The organism is Nostoc sp. (assembly GCF_036917395.1).
GTDB lineage: Bacteria > Cyanobacteriota > Cyanobacteriia > Cyanobacteriales > Nostocaceae > Nostoc.
Map to the genome: position 1 here is coordinate 174,250 of NZ_JBALDI010000049.1, position 18,123 is coordinate 192,372.

Sequence of the window (18,123 nt, forward strand, 5' to 3'; positions counted from 1 at the left end):
TTCAATAGTTATTCTTCCCCTGCTTCCTATTCCCCATTCCCCATTCCCCATTCCCCAATTGACATATTTTTAAAACTGTAGTCGCCAATTATGCGTTAGATAAGTTAAAGATTGAAATAGCTGGAAATTCACACCCAGCGTTCACCTCCCCTATCCTCTGGGACAGACTGGGCCATAAGTTCAGCAGATTTTCTCCCAAGCAGGCAGTTTATGTGAGGATTAAATCACCGCCCTAAGCGTGACCTTTTATCTTGACAATTTGCAAAAATTACCTCAATTTGACTGTTTTGCTTAGTAGCTCTTCTTTTTATTGAAATTTCCATGTCAACTCTCGTCATCGTCGAATCTCCAACTAAAGCTCGTACCATTCGCAACTACCTGCCATCAGGCTATCGGGTGGAGGCGTCTATGGGTCATGTGCGTGACCTCCCCCAGTCGGCTAGTGAAATTCCCGCTGCCGTCAAAGGGGAAACATGGGCGCAGCTAGGGGTAAATGTGGACGCCGACTTTGAACCGGTATATGTTGTCCCGAAAGACAAAAAGAAAATTGTCACCCAGCTCAAAGAAGCCCTCAAAGATGTAGATGAACTGATTCTGGCAACGGACGAAGACCGGGAAGGTGAAAGCATTAGTTGGCATTTATACCAATTGCTCAAGCCGAAAGTTCCGACTAAGCGGATGGTGTTTCACGAAATTACCCAAGACGCGATCAAAAAAGCGTTAAAAAACTGCCGTAATATCGATGAACAGTTGGTTCGCGCCCAAGAAACGCGGCGGATTTTGGATCGACTGGTGGGCTATACTTTGTCTCCACTACTATGGAAAAAAATCGCCTGGGGATTATCTGCTGGGCGAGTGCAATCTGTAGCCGTGCGACTTTTAGTCACTAGGGAACGCCAACGCCGTGCTTTCCATGAAGGTACGTACTGGGATTTGAAAGCCAGTTTGTTAAAGGAAAAAACCCCCTTTGGTGCCCAGTTGGTCACATTGGGAGGAAGTAAAATAGCTAACGGCAGCGATTTTGACGCAACGACTGGACAAATTACCGCAGGTCGCAATGTCTTGTTGCTCACCGAAGACCAAGCGGTAGCCCTCAAGGAACGCCTGACTGAGAAAACCTGGAGTGTTAACGACATTGAGGAACGCCCAGTGACGCGCAAACCTGCGCCACCGTTCACCACCTCGACGCTGCAACAAGAATCTAACCGGAAACTGCGCCTCTCAGCCCGTGACACGATGCGGGTTGCCCAGAATTTGTACGAGCAGGGGTATATTACTTATATGCGGACAGATTCGGTGCATTTGTCAGATCAGGCGATCGCAGCTGCTCGTAGTTGTGTAGAAAAGCTCTACGGTCAACAATACCTCAGTCCCCAACCTCGGCAATACACTACCAAATCGAAAGGCGCACAAGAGGCGCACGAAGCAATTCGTCCAGCAGGTAGCACCTTCCGCACCCCCCAAGAAACTGCTTTGGGCGGTCGAGAACTTGCCGTTTACGATTTGATTTGGAAGCGGACTGTCGCCTGTCAAATGGCTGATTCCCGCCAAACTCAAATTACCGTGCAATTGCAAGTCGAGGACGCTGGATTCCGTTCTTCTGGCAAACGGATTGAATTTCCAGGATACTTACGTGCCTACGTCGAAGGTTCAGACGACCCAGAAGCAGCACTGGAAGACCAGGAAGTAATTTTGCCGAATCTGAAAGTGGGAGATCATCCGAATTGTACAGATTTAGAAGCAGTTGGTCATGAAACCCAACCGCCAGCTAGGTACACCGAAGCTACTTTGGTGAAAACCTTGGAAAGCGAAGGTATCGGTCGTCCCAGTACCTATGCCAGCATCATTGGCACGATTATCGACAAGGGTTATGCCCAATTGGTGAGTAACGCTCTCATTCCTACCTTCACCGCTTTCGCCGTCACCGACTTGCTGGAAAAACATTTCCCGGACATCGTTGATCCCAGTTTTACCTCGAAAATGGAGCAAACCCTAGATGACATTGCCACAGGTGAAGCGAAATGGCTACCCTACTTGCAGCAATTCTATCTGGGAGAAAAAGGGCTGGAAACCCTGGTAAAAGAACGGGAAAGTCAAATTGATGCCCCTAAGGCTAGGACTGTAGAACTGGAGAATCTAGATGCCAAAGTCCGCATTGGTAAATATGGCCCCTACATTGAAGTCGAAAATGGTGAGGGGGTTATCACCGCCTCAATTCCCAAAGACTTGACACCAGCAGACCTCGACCCCAAACAGGTAGAATTATTGCTACGTCAAAAAACCACAGGCCCTGACCAGGTAGGTCGGCATCCCGAAACTGGCGAACCGATTTATGTGAAAATTGGTGCTTATGGACCCTATGTCCAATTGGGTGATAAAACCGACGAAAACCCCAAACCGAAACAAGCCTCCCTACTCAAAGGTGTCACCCCGGAAACCGTTACCCTGGAAATGGCTGTTGGTCTGTTGGCATTACCCCGGACATTGGGAGTTCATCCAGTCACTGGCGGCAAAATCCAAGCAAGTTTGGGACGCTTTGGCCCTTATGTCGTTCATGACCAGGGTAAAGAGGGGAAAGACTACCGCTCCCTGAAAGCTGCTGATAATGTATTGACAATTAACCTAGAACGTGGACTGGAATTATTGTCCGAACCAAAAAAGGGGCGCAGTTCCACCAACAGCAAGTCCAAGGCAGCCTTACGCGAATTGGGTACACATCCAGAGGATGGGGAAACAATTAACATCTACGATGGCCCCTATGGCCCTTACATCAAGCATGGCAAAACTAATGTGAGTATCCCAGAAGGTCAATCGGTAGAAGATGTAACCCTGGCTGCGGCGCTGAACTTGTTGGCAGCTAAGGCATCGACAACGAAATCGACTCGCAAAACGAGTAAATCAACGAGTTCCAAATCTAAGTCAACTGCTAAGTCATCAACGACTGCTGCGAAAAAAAAAGGTACAGAAGGCTAATTACAAGTCAAGAGTCCAAAGTCCGATCCTTAACTCTTCAACTCTTGACCCTAAATATCCATCCTTGATAGGATGCAGTTCGGTAGGTGCAAGTGTGATACTCTAAAAAGTAAGGGAAAACACAACGCCAAATTTTAGAAGTGGCTTATGTCCCAAATACGGGATTGTGGATCAGCCCCGTTGGAAGCCAGAGGTGCGAAAATATACCATTTTCTGCGTACCGATTAATCAAAAATTGAGGTAGTATCTCAGGAGCGGTCAGTTCATGGACTATATAGAAAAGGTAGTGGAAAAGCTTAAGGAATTAGCACGTAGGCTAATTGAGAGCCTGTTAGGACCAGAGGCTGAACCGGAACCGGAATTGATTCCGATTCCTGTGAACGATCGCTCACGTCGTCGCCACTAGCCCGAAAGTGCTGAACTTGACTTTACAACCGTTAAGCATTCTGGCACTGCACGGGCCAAACCTGAATTTGCTAGGACAGCGAGAACCAGGAATTTATGGTTCTTTGACACTAGCTGAAATTAACTGCCTGTTAGAAGAAGAAGGATTCAAGTTACAGGCGAAAGTTTTTCCTGTGCAGTCAAATCATGAAGGAATTTTGGTAGATACTATTCATGGGGCATTAGGACAACATCAGGGAATTTTGATTAATGCAGGGGCATATACCCATACAAGTGTGGCATTGCGAGATGCGATCGCTGCTGTTAATTTGCCCACAGTAGAAGTACATTTGAGTAATATTTACCGCCGGGAAGATTTTCGCCATCATTCATACATCGCTCCAGTAGCAATCGGGCAAATAAGTGGTTTTGGCAGACAAAGTTACTTGTTAGGCTTACAAGCTTTGGTGCATTTTTTAAGAAAAGATGAAGGATGAATCAGTTATAAGTAGCTAGGCGTAAATAAATTAAAGTTTGTAGTGAGTTAGCGCGGTCTTCTCTTTTGGCGTTAGCCTACCTCAATGTGAGAAGTGGGACACTGACAAAAAATAAATTATCCAAAATTATTTATAGATTTATAGGGTATTTTGGCCTTGTGCCCCTACGATAAGATGTTTTTTAACTGGAAGTCCCTGGAGCCACTACGGTCTTCTCCTAAGGGGAGACGATGCCTGTTCTCTACGAGAGGCTGCGCCAACGAGTCAGACGCTCCTACATTGCTCTAAGCTATGCCGCAGGCTTTACGCTGCGCTACCCTATTCATGTCTACCTACTTAGAGTTTAGACTTTGGATTAAATTTTTCAATCTAAAATCTTCAACTGAACGAACGCAAGAGCGTCTCTAAGAGTTGCCGAAATCCAAAATCCAATATATTGTAATGCGTTATTCTCCTATAAGTCGGTTTAGAGGTACTTTACTCGGAGCATTTCTAGGGGAAAGTTTAGCCACTGGTGGTAAAATCAAGTCTCATTACCTGGATTTGGGCAGAATGGCGGTTTTGGGTACTGAAAGTTTGATTGTCTTGGGTAGATTAGATTTAGATGATTGGATAAGGCGTCAGCAACAAGAATCTCTTCATTTAGCAGCTGATGACATCTCGATAAAAATAATTCTTGCGACACTACCAGTAACACTTTTTTTTCACGAAAATCCAATTAAGCTCCGACAAAACTTGCTACATGTACTCAAAATCTGGGAGGATGACCCAGTAGTAAGGGATGGAACACTAGCAGTAGGATATGCGATATCTCTTGCCTTAACTGAAAAACTTAACCCCCTAACCCTCATCCCGCAAATAATTTCTTTTCTCGGAGAAACACCGACATCAATACCAAAAAAATTATTAAGAGTTCAAAATTTTTTAGAGCAAGGGGCTCGATTGTCAAGGGCACAAGCTGAGTTTGCTAGGCAAGAAGAGCTAAGTAACACTATTGCTATGGCATTTTACTGCTTTTTGAGTACCTTAGAAGACTTTCGCCTTGCAGTTTTGCGGGCTACTCACAATGGCAATTTCAAAGTGGAAGATGCTACGCCTCTAAGCTCACAGGCTACAAGTGCAATTACTGGTGCTTTATCAGGAGCATATAACGGTACAGGTGGAATTCCCGTAAATTGGCAAGTCTTGCTTTTGCAGAGGAATTCTTCGGTATGGGGACTAACTAGCTTTTCCCAAATGTTAAAATTAATCGATACATTTGTGGCGGTGTGGTCAGGAATGTATAATTTTTCCCTGCATCCAGGCGAGTTAACAGAGGAGGGATCTGAGGCTTTGCTTGCAGTTTACGCAGCTCCTCGCGTTATTCGGTCGCGTTAATCCTAATTTTCACCGAACAACAGTGCGGATGCCAAACGCTGAAGACTACACAATCTAGCCATATAACTTAAAAACTTACTAGTACAGCTTGCTAAAAATCCAGCTACCATCTCAAACAAGACTTGGGTCTTAAGGTTCTTGTTAAAAGTAAGTAGGCAAGAATAAATCAAACTATGTTAAGCAATGTAAAATTAATTAAATTAGCTCGTAGTAAGGGCTTCAAACTTTAAAATAGGTCTAGATCTGCTTATTACAAACCTCTAATTATTCACGCCCACTTACTTAGGCAAACTGACGCCAACCTGTACTAGTCTTATATACTAGAGTTTTTCAGCAAACCCTCAGACCGATTCTGTAGGTGGCTATTGTGGCAAATCGGCAACAAAAAAGCTCCCGCCACCGTAGTTGCAGCAGCCGCAGATTAAACTTCCCTGATGATTGTCTTATTTTGAGCTATCAAAGTCAGCAATTGCAGGCAGAGATAATGAAAATACAGCAATTTTTGCAGTTCTTAACCCAGCAATTGACTCACTGGCGGCGACAGTATAAAGGACTACGCCGTAAAGGAAAGTTAATGAGAAGTCCCAAAAGCAAAAGCCATAGAAGGGAACTTCTAAAGACTATTCTTAAGAATGTAATCTTATTTTTATCAAAAACCAATGACAAAAGCGTAGGTGCAGCCCGCCGTAAGCTTCGCCAAAAACAAGAAACAGCGCTCAAGTCAAAGGCAAAATCGGTCAAAACTAAGAGTAGCATTTATACAGTCGGTTTAAATTGGGTGCATGAACAGCGTTTCTTGGTGATTTTAGCGATCGCTATAGTCTCCCTTACAGGCGTTATTGGCCATAAATTATACAATCAAACTCAACTCCAAGTAGGAAATCCCGCGCCCCAAACGATTAGAGCGCCTTACGCAGCTAATATTGAAGATCAGAAAAAAACAGAAGCCGAGCGCAAAGCCGTTAGTAAAAGTTCCTTACAAATGTTGATGGTTGATGCACGAATGAATCAACAAATCAACGAAAATTTGCAACAACTTCTGGATGATGGCTATAAAATTCGCACCATTGCTGGAGCTTTTCCTTTTTTTGATCCTGTAGTTTTGTCCATCTCTGTCCAGCGTTATCTCCACTCTTGTCCTAACTCGGAATGGCAAGCACTGCTAATAGCTGTAGAAAATAGTAAAAATCAGCAGAAGAAAGGAACAGGACGAACCGCCGCCTCCCGTTCATCATCTATAGCTGCACCTAATCAGGAACGTCAGGCGCGCACAATACCCAAATCTGATTCTCAGAATCCAGAAAAGACAGAGCCAGTTGATTTTTCTCAAAACAGTGACTTTACTCAAGCAGTAGCAGAACTAGAATCTTACCGTGTCACAACTTCTGAGAAAAACTTGTCTTTACTGATTGCTCAAATTTCCCAAGCACGCCAAAGATACACCCAAGCCACTGCCAAACTTTTAAAATTAGAGACTGTTAACCCAGAAGTAGTATACGAGAAATCCCTGCTTTTGGATTTGTCAGATGTGGAGTGGGAAAAAACACAAATGGGAATCCATCAGAGTGCAGAGCGGATTCTCACCCAAGGCATCCCACAAGGACTGCCAAAAAATATCTTAGAGGATGCGGTGAGTTTACAATTGCAGACCTCTGTACCAGAATCCGCTGAAACTTTGGCAAAGAAGCTGTTGTTAGCTGTACTCAAGCCGAATCTGCAAGAAGATGAAGAACAAACGAGACAAAACGCTCAAAAGGCTGCTGCTGGGGTGCCACCCGTGATGGTGAAGATACGGCATGGTGAGGTAATTGTCAAAAAAGGAGAGCAGATTACTGCATGGAACTTTCAGGTGTTGGAGCATTATCACCTGATTCGCTGGGAGCTAAAGTGGCAAGAATTGGTGAAGTTAGCAGGTGTGATTGCGATCGCCATTAGTATTTTTGTCTGGGTAGAACGGCATATTCATTACCAATTGCGACAACGTGATCGCCTATTGGTGTTACTGCTGACTCTGAGTGTGCCAGGTGTGATCGCGATCGGATTGCCTTATACAACCTGGAGTGCCCTTGGTTTATTATTGGGAAGCTTCTACGGCCCCACTTTGGGCTTGACAGTTGTCGGACTGCTGTTGCCGATATTGGGCATTAGCTTGGATATGAGCAAGGCTGCGCTTTTAGCTGGTGTTGGGGGAGGAATATTAGGTAGTTACATTGCACAACGATTGCGATCGCGTGAAGAATTAGCATTATTAGGTGTTGCGATCGCCTTAACTCAGGGTGGTATTTATCTGGTTGTTAAAATCTTAATTGGTCAAGCATTTGGTTCAACCTGGTATATCGTCCTCCGAGAAGCCGGATTGTTTGCTTTATCCGGTTTAGGCTGGAGTATCGTAGCTTTAGGGTTGAGTCCTTATCTAGAAAAACTTTTTGATTTAGTCACTCCCATCCGTTTAGCAGAGTTGGCGAACCCTAATCGCCCCTTATTAAAACGACTCGCTACTGAAACTCCCGGAACTTTTCAACATACGCTATTTGTGGCTACCCTTGCCGAAGCTGCTGCCAAAGAACTAGGATGCAACGTTGAACTAGTCAGGGCTGGGACATTGTACCACGATATCGGCAAAATGCACGACCCCCTTGGCTTTATTGAAAATCAAATGGGGGGGCCGAATAAACACGATACAGAGATTAAAGACCCTTGGAAGAGTGTAGAAATTATCAAAAAGCACGTAACTGAAGGGTTGGTGATGGCGCGTAAACACCTTTTGCCTACAGCGATTCAAGCTTTTATTCCAGAGCATCAGGGAACGATGCTGATTGCCTATTTCCATCACCAAGCCCAGCAAATGGCTCAGGAAGATCCAAGTTTAACAGTAGACGACGCAGATTTTCGCTACGATGGTCCAATTCCCCAATCACGGGAAACCGGAATTGTCATGTTAGCAGATTCTTGCGAAGCAGCACTGCGATCGCTGCAAGAATCGGCTAAATCTGTGGGAGAGAAGCGATCGCTCAAAGATGTCTCCACCGAACAAGCTTTAGCAATGCTCAATAATATTCTGCGTGCCAAATGGCAAGACAATCAACTCGTAGATTCAGGACTAAAACGGGAAGAAATGTCACAGATTGCTCAGATATTTGTGGATGTTTGGCAGCAATTTCACCACAAACGGATTGCTTATCCTAAGTTGAAGGCTAGTAGAGTTGCGCGAAATTCGTAATTCGGATATATAGCAGTCCTAATCATTTGTAAAAATAAATTAACCGCAGAGAGCGCAGAGAAAGGTGCATCCATACATCTAATTCCACCATTTCTGTCAGGCACAGCGATCGCTTCCATCGGGCGGGTAGGTTAAGAGCAAAGTTCAGTTTCCTTTACTGCGGGCTGCTGCTGCTGTCCAAGTTTCCAGTTGATCTAATTGTTGATTTCTGGGATTAATGATGTGTTCTGCGATCAAAGTTTATTAAAATTTATTGATATTAGTCCTTAAGGGAATTGAGTCTGTGGCAAAAACTTCCTCTAAAAAATAAAGGACAAGTATAATTCTTGTCCTCAATGGTTAAAATAACAGATTCTGCGTCGAATGCGTTAGATGAAATTAATTCTCTGTAGTCGTGGGTGCGTAAAATTGCAAACGACCGATGCCGAGAAATTGACCAGCGGTTTGCTCACCAGAGGGAAAAGCCTTCACACCAAATAAATAGACGCCATCATAAAAAGGATTGCGGTAAGTTTGCAGACCAATAGTAACCGTCTTACCTGGTGGTATAGGGGTGTCAAAGGTTACTATAAAAGTCTGTTGTTTGTTGCCACCTTTCACAGCTTTAAGTGCCAACTTTGAACCTTGGCTATTACGTGTGCCTTCAAAAGCAAAAGTATCTTTCTGATTGAATTCAATATCTTCAGTCCCTTCAATCTGGTTAAAGGTAACCTGTTGCAACGGTTCCCCAGCCGTCGCTGGCACTTCCAGAGTGAAATAGTACGTTGTATTCGGAACACTTGTATTGCTATATGGAGTGCTGGCACTAACTAAACGTGGTGGTTGGGCAAAGGCGATCGTCCCATTGCTTAAGGTAACTGCATTGGCTACCGAATGAGGTAGTAAATATAGTCCAGTGCTAACAATAAATAGAGTCCTAAAAAAATTAGTAACGTATTTCATAATTTAGATTTTTACCTTAATGACTTTTATCTAGGACTCAATAATTTGAGTCTTGCTTCAAATACCCATATTTAAGCTTGAGCAAATGAATGACTACAGCTTTTAAAATCAGCAACTTCAATAAAGTTTACTGACTATTTATTAGGCTATTTTGCTGTAATTATAACACGCGATTTCTAATTATCTATAAATAAAAAACAGATATTTAAATTTAAATTTAATTAATATTTTTGCCATAATTTTTATTAGTAAATTACCTCAAAAGTCGATGATTTTATCGGGCTTTGACTAAACATAAACACACTCATCTCGATATATTTGCCGTAGATTAAATAATTGTATACATCTATAAATTGATATAGTGATCGGAGTTTAAATAATAAATTCTCTGAAGAATCAATAAACTTGCATTTTAGTAAATTTATCAATGGAATTACATATCAATAAAGTTACTTGAATGATAATTTTTAAATTATACTAAAAGAGTAAAATCCACTGATTTATGATGATTTAATTCCTTTAAGAGACACAAATTTAGCAGATTTAGATTAGTGATTTTCCCTAAAAATACAATAAGTAATCAAGCGAACATGATATTAGAAGGGCGGTTATAAACCGCACCTACATAGACAAAACCCACCTTCGTGGGTTTCAAAGCCTGTATTTTTCATGCTTTCCGTCTCAGCAGATTACCCACAGGGAAGGCTTTACTACGTTTGTGTAGCCGCGAATTCTATGAGATTGCTGGTTAATTGATAAGGGGTTTAACCCCCCACCCCTAAAACTTTAGTTTTGCGTTGCTTTCCCGCCCTGCGATAAATTGATTGCTCATAGCTAAAGTGCGTTTCAACGCACTAAAATTTCAGAAATTTCAGATGGATTGAAACTAATGGGTTGGACCCCGTATCAATTCGCCAACAGTCTCATTCTATTCACTCTAAACAATTAGGAAGTAGGGAATGGGGAGTAAAGGCAGGGTAAGATCAAACTATCCCTGATAAATGCTGCATCTTTAACTTCCGCCTCTATCAGGCAAAATCCCTATTAGGAATAGAAACGCCGTAATCGCCTTCGTAAATTCCACGGACAAAAATTGCAATTAATCAAACTTCCTCTTTGCCTAAAATAGAAGGAGTTATTCTGGAAAATCTAAAGTTAAATTATAAGAACGAGACATATTACTGATATAAGATTCAGGAGTTAGTATTAATTCAAATACCCCACTATTAGTCATTCCAGGAGACTTGATAATCCAAGCATTTCTAAACCTTTGTTCAACAATTAAAACAGTAGGAATAGAAATTACCACATTTTTAAATAATAACCATTGCTCTTTAAATATAGGTAAATCATTTGGAATAGACTAACTAATTTTTAGCAAAGTTGTATTTACTATATATTCTCCATTGATATTTTTATGTCCTACACATGTTTTAGTCATTCCACCAGTATTTAATATAATAATATTTGGATCTAAAGAAATAGTTGCAAAAGCATAATTAGCAGGTTGACTTGATTTATTATAAATAGTAATATTTAATTCAATTGGGTCAGATACTGTTTTCCCTCTACAATAGGAATACGTAAACTCTCCCCTTTAAAAATAACACCAGGTACACTAGGTTCAGATGTATTTAAAGTAATCGCAAAGAATAAATCTGATTATGCTAATACACCAAATTTTCGCCTTTAAGTTCTTCTTTCGCTAAAGCCAATGCTTGATGAGCATTTTTAAACTTTGTTTCATCTGTAAATTTATTACCAAAACACTTTAAATAAGCTTCTAGATACCTAATACGTAAGCGTGGATCAGCCGGACTCTCAAGAAAGGGGAGGTCAGCTTCAACCATAAACCGGATAGCCAATAAAGGGATAGGGCTACGAAGTGGACGAAAGTTTGAGTTGTGCAGACCAGGACTTTCATTACGTTTATGAAATTCTCCTATCATCAGTCCTGACTCAACAAACAAAGGTTTAAGTTTTTGTTGGACACTATCTATTAGCTTACAAGCATCTTCTATATGGATATCAGGAAAGATAAGTAAAAAAGCTCTATTTATTGCCAATTCCTGCTCTTTAACTTCCATCTTAAGAAAGATATCTCGGTAGTGTCCAACAACTTCTTCTAATTGTTCTGGATACAAATCTTTTGTATGAATAACCGCCAGACGAATACTGTTTGACTTGAGAGAGTGAGGTACAAAAGGGCAAACGACACCCGGTCTTCCTAAGTTAGGATGAGGTCTTGCTAAAAAACTTTTCACCCACTCTAGAATTTCAAGTAAGTAAGGAAGGTCTTCGTATTGCTGGAGTTGTTTGATTTCAAGAGGTGTATAGAGTTGCATAAGGTTGAGTAAAATTAAATAATTCTCTAATTATGAATTCAAAATTATTTTTACAATATTAAGTGTCTGAAATCCAATTATTATCGAAGTAAACAAAACAAGCTTTGATACTTTTTTGGTTTCAATTGTGGCTTGTAGCAGATAAAAATGCTCTAGCCTTTTTGTGATTTTTAAAGTAATTATGCTAATAACTACACAAACTTGTTTTCACACTAAGCAACTTGTGTTAATTTATTTTTGGCATTTTAGCTTGATACTACATATGTATTATCCAGTAGATGCTCCTACTTTTTTTTTACACTCTCAAGTTTCTATTATTTTTAGCTAAAATATTATAAAGTTTATGTCTAAATAATTCTTTTTACTGTAAAACTTTAGTATTGCTTTAATAGCAACTACAGGCTTAATATCAAGTTAATCTAATTTAAGATAAATAAAATTTATGTATAAGTAGTTATTTCTACTGTAAAAATTTAGTGATCATCCTACAGCAACTATATATCTAGTATTAAGTTGTATAATCTTGCACAAGTAAATCAACCAAAATTAAGTCCAATTTTATAAGCTGTATATTACTTGAGTAGGTTGGCGTAAAAATTTGTCGTTGGGATGAGTTAGGAAGCAGGAGGGAAAAGGGTTTTAGCCTAGTTCATCAATATAGACATAGTTTGGTTTTATTGTGCCAATTGACTTATCTATTAATCGTAGGGGAGGCAGGATGAGCAGCGGCTTCTGCCGTTTTCCGTATCTCTACTCTTAGTTCTGAGCGGAGGAAACCTCTACTCAGACAATTCTGGCCAACGCACTGGCTCCCTAACAAAATTGGATATTTTTTTAATTGGAAGTCCCTTATTTCTCAACAAATTCTTTCACCACTGCCATAGCATCAGGAGGAATCTGCGTAATTAGGCGAAATGGAAATGCGGCAGTTGAAGCAAACTGGGCATAATCTGATGTCAGAAAGATAGCGTAGTTTTTAGCTTCTGGAGTCATCTGTGCAGCAAACGCCAAAGCTATAGCTTTAACGTACTTGCGAACATCTGCTGCTTGTTCACCCACAACTTCACCGCCACTGATTGGTGTATTCGGTTGTCCTATTTGATCCAAAGTCTTACTGGGGTCTTTTACACTCAGATGAGTACCGCCAACTATGCCAACTAGCCATTTGGGAGATGGGATTTTGTTAAATCCTATAATCTGTTCAGTTAAAGCTGGGGTGGTTTTATCTGCGGAACCTGCTAACACTAGGGTAGGAACTTGTACTTTAGTTAACCCAGTTTCGCCAAAAATCAGAGAAGTTGTCGGATTGAGAGCGATCGCCTGTTTTATTCTGGTATCCCGTAGTTGATAGCTATTTTCTGGTAGTTCTTGAGCGATGCACTGCATAGCTTCTCCCAGACTCAAAATAGTCAAGTTCTTTTTACAGCGTTGTTTGAGATGTTCCAGCTGGAACTCTGCTCCAGCAAGTGCTAAAGCTGTACCACCACCAAAAGAATAGCCAATAACCATCACTTTATTGGTTGCAAGTTTCCCTTGAAGCGGATTATTAGCTATTTGATTAAGCTTTTCTAATTCGTCGAGAACAAAACTAATATCTTGAGGGCGATTCAAAAACTCCTGAGGCATCACAACTTTGGTTTTGCCTTGAAATGCAGAGTTAATATTTGCCTCATTACTACCGGGATGTTCTAAAGCTGCTACCACATAACCGTGGGATGCTAGATGTTCTGCTAGGTAACGCAAGTCCGTGCGGACTGAGCCGAAGCCGTGAGAAAAGACAATTACAGGTTTATTGGCAGTTGCAGCAGTTGACCAGTAAATATCAACTGGAATTTGGCGTTGGCTTTGCCCGCCGTAGGCATCGCGCTTTTGCTCATTCAGGCTTAAGTTGAGTATTTTTACTTGAGCTATTCCTGGTTGGCTGGGATCAAAAGGGAAAGCAATCTGCGGTGTTTTCGGGTCGAGTTGGGGAGCGATGTCTGACCACAAGCCGCTATGCGTCAACGCTAGCATAAATTGCTGGGTACGCCAAAAAGCTGTGTTCAAACTCCTTGCAACTATAAAAGCCTGTGGCAAATTAATTTCTAGGCGTTTACTAGGATAAGCAGCGATAAAACTCAGTATAGAAAGACCCTGCGGTGCAGTAGAGCCTAATACCAATCCTGCTCTAAGTGCTTGTACCCCAGCTTTATCTTTTCGGGCTAAGGCCGTAGCGAAGTCATTGAGAATAGTTGTGCCAATCTGAGTATTAACTAACTTATTAACAGTGACAACACTCATCGGTACATTCATGCCCAGCGCCCCCAAGAAAAAGCGGCGTTGTTGTTCAGATAATTTTTTAACGTAAGGCTTGAAACTCCCAGACAATTTCCCAGTTTTTGCAGCCTTTTGCAACTCAGCAAGGGAGATGGATTCTGTAAATAAACCCAAACGCACAACAACTGTGTCAGCCGCAATGGCCGAAGTATTTGCCCCAAACTGTGTCAGTACAATTGCGCTAAAAAAAACCGTAACTGTCTTAATATTTACCCAACTTTTTCCCATAAACTTTTATACCAATTATTACTTACGGGAATATAACCAATATTTGTGTATTTGACTACTCTATTAATTGTCTAGAAACAAAAGCAAATTTTTTCTTGAACTTGATGCCGATGTCTTTGGTGGTCACTGAGCGACCGGTGAGCGTACTTGTACTGAGCGCAGCCGAAGCTAGTCGAACCATGCCCTATCCCTACTCTTAAGCAAGCTAGCAAGAGCTTCTTGTATGTAGAGAAGTGCGGCCTATGACGCTCGTTCGCCCCAGCGTGCCGTAGGCAAGACTCGCTAACGCAACTCTTAGAGACGCTCTTGCGTTCGCTATCAGCGTCGCTTTTATATCCTCAAAGCATCTGCTAATGCGAACAGAGCTACATCAAAAGTATAACAGAAGCAACGAATTGTAGAATTTATCACAGCTAAAAACTTGAGCATAAATCGGTGTTTACAGCCACAAAAGCCCGATTGTTTCTCAACTAAGTTTAATACTGTAACGAAGCTCTAAAACAGGGTAAGCGATGCCTGCGGCGGTAAACTACGCATCTCCAATCTGCACTTTTTGTGAGCTGATGTCTTGAGTGCAATTTTTTTTGACAGGAAACTTTAACCGACCGCGGAATGTTTTGTCTTTGCCCCTTAGCTTGCTGCTGTGGCTGCACAATCATTACTCATCAAATACCAGCTGCATCAACAATTTTTTTTGGCTTTATGTGTCACAGACTCCGCTATATTTTAATTTTGCTGCTCTCCCTGAGTATTATTACATTTTACTGGCCTGTGAATAATTCTGATTGCAATTCCGAGGCGATTCTTGCATCAAAAACTACAAAATTCCAAGTACATGCTACTAAGGTTATTGTTCAGCCGTGGCATGGTCGTCACCATGTATATGGAATCTTTATGATTCCTGATGAATACAAACAAGCTCAATTTTTTGTGTTAACAGTCAAAGGTGCTGGCAGTTACTGTTCAAAACAATTTGGTTATCAAAAAAACTTTAATGATATCTTTGCTGAACCAGGAACTTATCTGCTGAGGAAGTTTATTAGAACTCGAACAGCTCTGCGGCTGATTTTCCAAGGTTTGTACTTTCAGATCAATGATAAACAGAACTGGACGTTGACTTTTCCTGAACTAAAAGTTGGTCAACATAATTCGTAATTATAGCCCCATACCTGTTCCTACAGCGTGCCGTAGGCAAATAAGTAATGAATAAATTTATTTTTTCATTACAGCTATTTTCAGGTAAATAGGCCACGCCCTATGTGTATAGCATTGCTGTGTCCCTACAACATATGTGGTTCAAAGAAATGAAAACTGCTGTAATAAATTAAGTCACTCTGTCCCTGAATTGATTAATTACGAATTAGGAATTATTTACTGAGTTTGGTGGTTGAGTTTCCAAAACTTCATTTTTCTCTAACAAGGTAGTAGTAGCATTGATTACAATCTGTGCTGCTCCTGTGAAAAACGATCGCTCGATAGTCGCTGGAACATCGCTAGGTTTATGATAGTGGGGAGTCCGTAAATTTGCGGTATCTGTCACCAGTACAGCGCCCACACCCTGATACCAAAATGGCGCATGGTCGCTGCGTAGGGTGTCTGGTGTCAGTAAACCTTTAAAAGGAATTGGTAGTGTTAGGACTGGTGGCAAATTTGATTCCTGTTTATTCAGAGCAGTTGAGGGGAACATCTGTGAGCTTTGAAAGGCATTCAGCAAACGCAAATGTTCTGTATCACCGACTACTGCCAAAAAGTCGCCTTTGTCGCTAGGTGGGGTAACAGGCAATCCGGCAGGGTATTTTTGACACCCAGCGGTGTAACAAGCATAACCCACCATATCCATAACGATCGCTCCGCCCAAGTTTTGCAAGCGTGGTGTCTTGCTAACGAAAGCCTGACTACCTAAAAGTCCTGCTTCCTCTTTGTCAAAAAAAGCTAGCTGTAACGTCCGTGGCGTGGGACGGGAACCAAGCAACCGGGCTACTTCCAGTACCACGGCTACACCACTGGCGTTATCATCAGCACCAGGGGACAAGGCAACAGTGTCGTAATGCGCTGCTACGAGAATTGCTTTAGCAGCTTTATTAGTTCCTGGGCGTTCGGCAAAAATATTCACACCGTCAGAGAACTTTTCTAATTTGGGTTTCCAGCCTAATTTTTTCAGTTCAGTTGTGATATAAGTGCGAGTAAGCGATCGCTCTGTTGTTGTGTAACGCTGAAAATTCAACTTTTGGATATGGATTAACAGCTTGTCACTAGACACTTGTAGGGTATTGTCAACTTCCTTTGACTCTGGCTGTGGTTGGCGTGTTTCTACTGGAATGCTTTGAACAATTGCCGGTGACGGACGCTGTTCAAAAAACCTGCTACCTCTGCTACCCACCACCGCAACTGCCATCAGCACCAACAGTATCAACCAAATCCATTTTCTCATGTGATTTATCCTTGGCTTCCTGACTTAGGGTAGCGCGAATCCACAGGTATAACTTTCCAAGATTGATAGGAAGGGTTTAATATTTTGGTTACCTAAATTCTTAAATAAACCTGCAAAGTCACTTGGCAATAAGTTTAATTGTCTATTTTAATACAATTTTCTTTAATCCAATCTGCTATCGACTCTTGAGTCTCTTGATCAGTTGAAAGTCTTTTTATCATTAATACAACTTCTTTTTCGGGTACTTCTAAAGAATAACCGTTCAATATCAGAAAGGTAGCCATCGAAACGAAAGCTACCCTTTTATTGCCGTCTATAAATGCATGATTTTTTACAAATCCAAAAGCATAAGCAGCAGCTAACTCAAAAACAGTTGGTGTAGGTTCACCATAAGCAAATAAATTTTTAGGTCTATCTAAACTAGCTAAAAGCAGATTTCTATCTCTTATACCTAGAAGTCCGCCGTGTTCTGCTAGTTGTTCTTCGTGCATCGCTTTAATGACTGCCTCACTCAACCAAAAAATATCATTCACTTAGCTAGCTCACGAAGTGCATTCCTATACTTACTGCTTACTTTTTGATAAGCTTCCATAGCCTTTTCAAATTCAGACTTATAAGGTGTCGTTTGAGGATTACGAGTATGTTTCGTAACCAAAAGTACCCCATTCTTACTATGTCTAAATTTTAGACTTTGATAAGATGGGATCAATTTGTTTTTCAGCTTACGAAGTCTCAAGGTTTGCATGATAAACAAAGCCAGTGATCATGGCTTTAATCTATTTGTCCTAAGCCCAATATACCTCATCTAATTAGGTCAGGTCACTTGAGTTGAATTGCTTACGCACTAAAGCAATCGCTTAAATCTTTAGCAATAAGCAAGAATTAATGAGATTATTTTAATTCTATTGAGGATAGACTACTCTTATTGACATGATGCCACCGCCCTGGCATATGTGGCACTTAACCAGCAGAATCAACCGCAAAATTTTAGCTCATACACTTTGCTTCTGGCTTAATCGCTATAACTGTGACCCTCTTCAATTTGATGAACTTGTTACGTAATATTAAGTCGCACATCGCGTTACATTTTATAATTATATTCAACTGTTGCTAATAGTTCTGGTATATTTTGACTAGCAAGCCAAATTAAAAAACCTCTGTCTACGACATTCAATCGTCTATTTGTCTGATCATAATCAAGAATTATTGGTTTAATACCTTTTTTAACTTGAAGTGAAGATGTCGATTTTAAAGCTTGAGTTAAATTCCCCGGATTAAGGTTTTTTCCGTGTGGATGACGCGATTGAAGGATCTCATACCAATTCTTTATGAAGCTGCGCTAAATAAAGCTTCAAGAATAAAGTCGTAAGAGGTGAGAGAAACAATCACCTCTGGTGTAATATTTTCTAG

General features: G+C 41.2%; 11 protein-coding genes and 1 pseudogene. 7 read left to right on the forward strand and 5 right to left on the reverse strand.

Annotation, left to right across the window (positions count from 1 at the left end; all coding sequences use genetic code 11):
• Window positions 1–321: 321 nt before the first annotated feature.
• From topA to V7K46_RS18195, 5 genes are all read left to right on the forward strand, one after another.
• Window positions 322–2,973: a type I DNA topoisomerase gene (topA, locus tag V7K46_RS18175; protein ID WP_335115474.1), complete on the forward strand. Its 2,652-nt coding sequence runs from the start codon at window positions 322–324 to the stop codon at window positions 2,971–2,973.
• A gap of 265 nt (window positions 2,974–3,238) precedes the next feature.
• Window positions 3,239–3,379 (forward strand): hypothetical protein, encoded by a 141-nt coding sequence (locus V7K46_RS18180; RefSeq protein WP_273767644.1) that lies wholly within the window; start codon window positions 3,239–3,241, stop codon window positions 3,377–3,379.
• Between the two features lie 7 nt (window positions 3,380–3,386).
• Window positions 3,387–3,854, forward strand: coding sequence for a type II 3-dehydroquinate dehydratase (aroQ, locus tag V7K46_RS18185; protein WP_335115476.1), 468 nt, complete (start codon window positions 3,387–3,389; stop codon window positions 3,852–3,854).
• 441 nt (window positions 3,855–4,295) lie between these two features.
• Window positions 4,296–5,231 carry an ADP-ribosylglycohydrolase family protein gene (locus V7K46_RS18190; RefSeq protein ID WP_335115478.1) on the forward strand — a complete coding sequence of 312 codons (936 nt, stop codon included), beginning with the start codon at window positions 4,296–4,298 and terminating at the stop codon, window positions 5,229–5,231.
• A gap of 484 nt (window positions 5,232–5,715) precedes the next feature.
• Entirely contained in the window at window positions 5,716–8,451 is a 2,736-nt protein-coding gene (locus tag V7K46_RS18195; RefSeq protein WP_335115509.1) for an HD family phosphohydrolase, read from the forward strand.
• A 378-nt stretch (window positions 8,452–8,829) separates the two neighbouring features.
• On the opposite strand, the gene V7K46_RS18200 is transcribed toward V7K46_RS18195, so the two are convergent.
• From V7K46_RS18200 to V7K46_RS18210, 3 genes are all read right to left on the reverse strand, one after another.
• The gene (locus V7K46_RS18200; RefSeq protein WP_335115480.1) at window positions 8,830–9,393 is read right to left on the reverse strand and encodes a DUF2808 domain-containing protein; all 564 of its coding nucleotides are present in this window, start codon (window positions 9,391–9,393) and stop codon (window positions 8,830–8,832) included.
• 1,667 nt (window positions 9,394–11,060) lie between these two features.
• Window positions 11,061–11,738 carry a DUF6875 domain-containing protein gene (locus V7K46_RS18205; RefSeq protein WP_335115482.1) on the reverse strand — a complete coding sequence of 226 codons (678 nt, stop codon included), beginning with the start codon at window positions 11,736–11,738 and terminating at the stop codon, window positions 11,061–11,063.
• 849 nt (window positions 11,739–12,587) lie between these two features.
• On the reverse strand, window positions 12,588–14,282 hold the full coding sequence (locus V7K46_RS18210) for an alpha/beta hydrolase (RefSeq protein ID WP_335115484.1): 1,695 nt from the start codon (window positions 14,280–14,282) through the stop codon (window positions 12,588–12,590).
• A gap of 702 nt (window positions 14,283–14,984) precedes the next feature.
• On the opposite strand from V7K46_RS18210, the gene V7K46_RS18215 reads away from it, so the two are divergent.
• Window positions 14,985–15,437 carry a hypothetical protein gene (locus tag V7K46_RS18215; protein ID WP_335115486.1) on the forward strand — a complete coding sequence of 151 codons (453 nt, stop codon included), beginning with the start codon at window positions 14,985–14,987 and terminating at the stop codon, window positions 15,435–15,437.
• Between the two features lie 205 nt (window positions 15,438–15,642).
• Here V7K46_RS18215 and V7K46_RS18220 read toward each other — a convergent pair whose 3' ends face one another.
• Window positions 15,643–16,713, reverse strand: coding sequence for a M28 family peptidase (locus tag V7K46_RS18220; RefSeq protein ID WP_335115488.1), 1,071 nt, complete (start codon window positions 16,711–16,713; stop codon window positions 15,643–15,645).
• Window positions 16,714–16,847: 134 nt separating this feature from the next.
• Window positions 16,848–17,246 carry a type II toxin-antitoxin system death-on-curing family toxin gene (locus V7K46_RS18225; protein WP_335115489.1) on the reverse strand — a complete coding sequence of 133 codons (399 nt, stop codon included), beginning with the start codon at window positions 17,244–17,246 and terminating at the stop codon, window positions 16,848–16,850.
• Window positions 17,247–17,664: 418 nt separating this feature from the next.
• Between V7K46_RS18225 and V7K46_RS18230 the strand changes: the two are divergent.
• Window positions 17,665–17,775: pseudogene (locus V7K46_RS18230) on the forward strand (IS982 family transposase); the annotation flags it as partial.
• Between the last annotated feature and the right edge of the window lie 348 nt (window positions 17,776–18,123).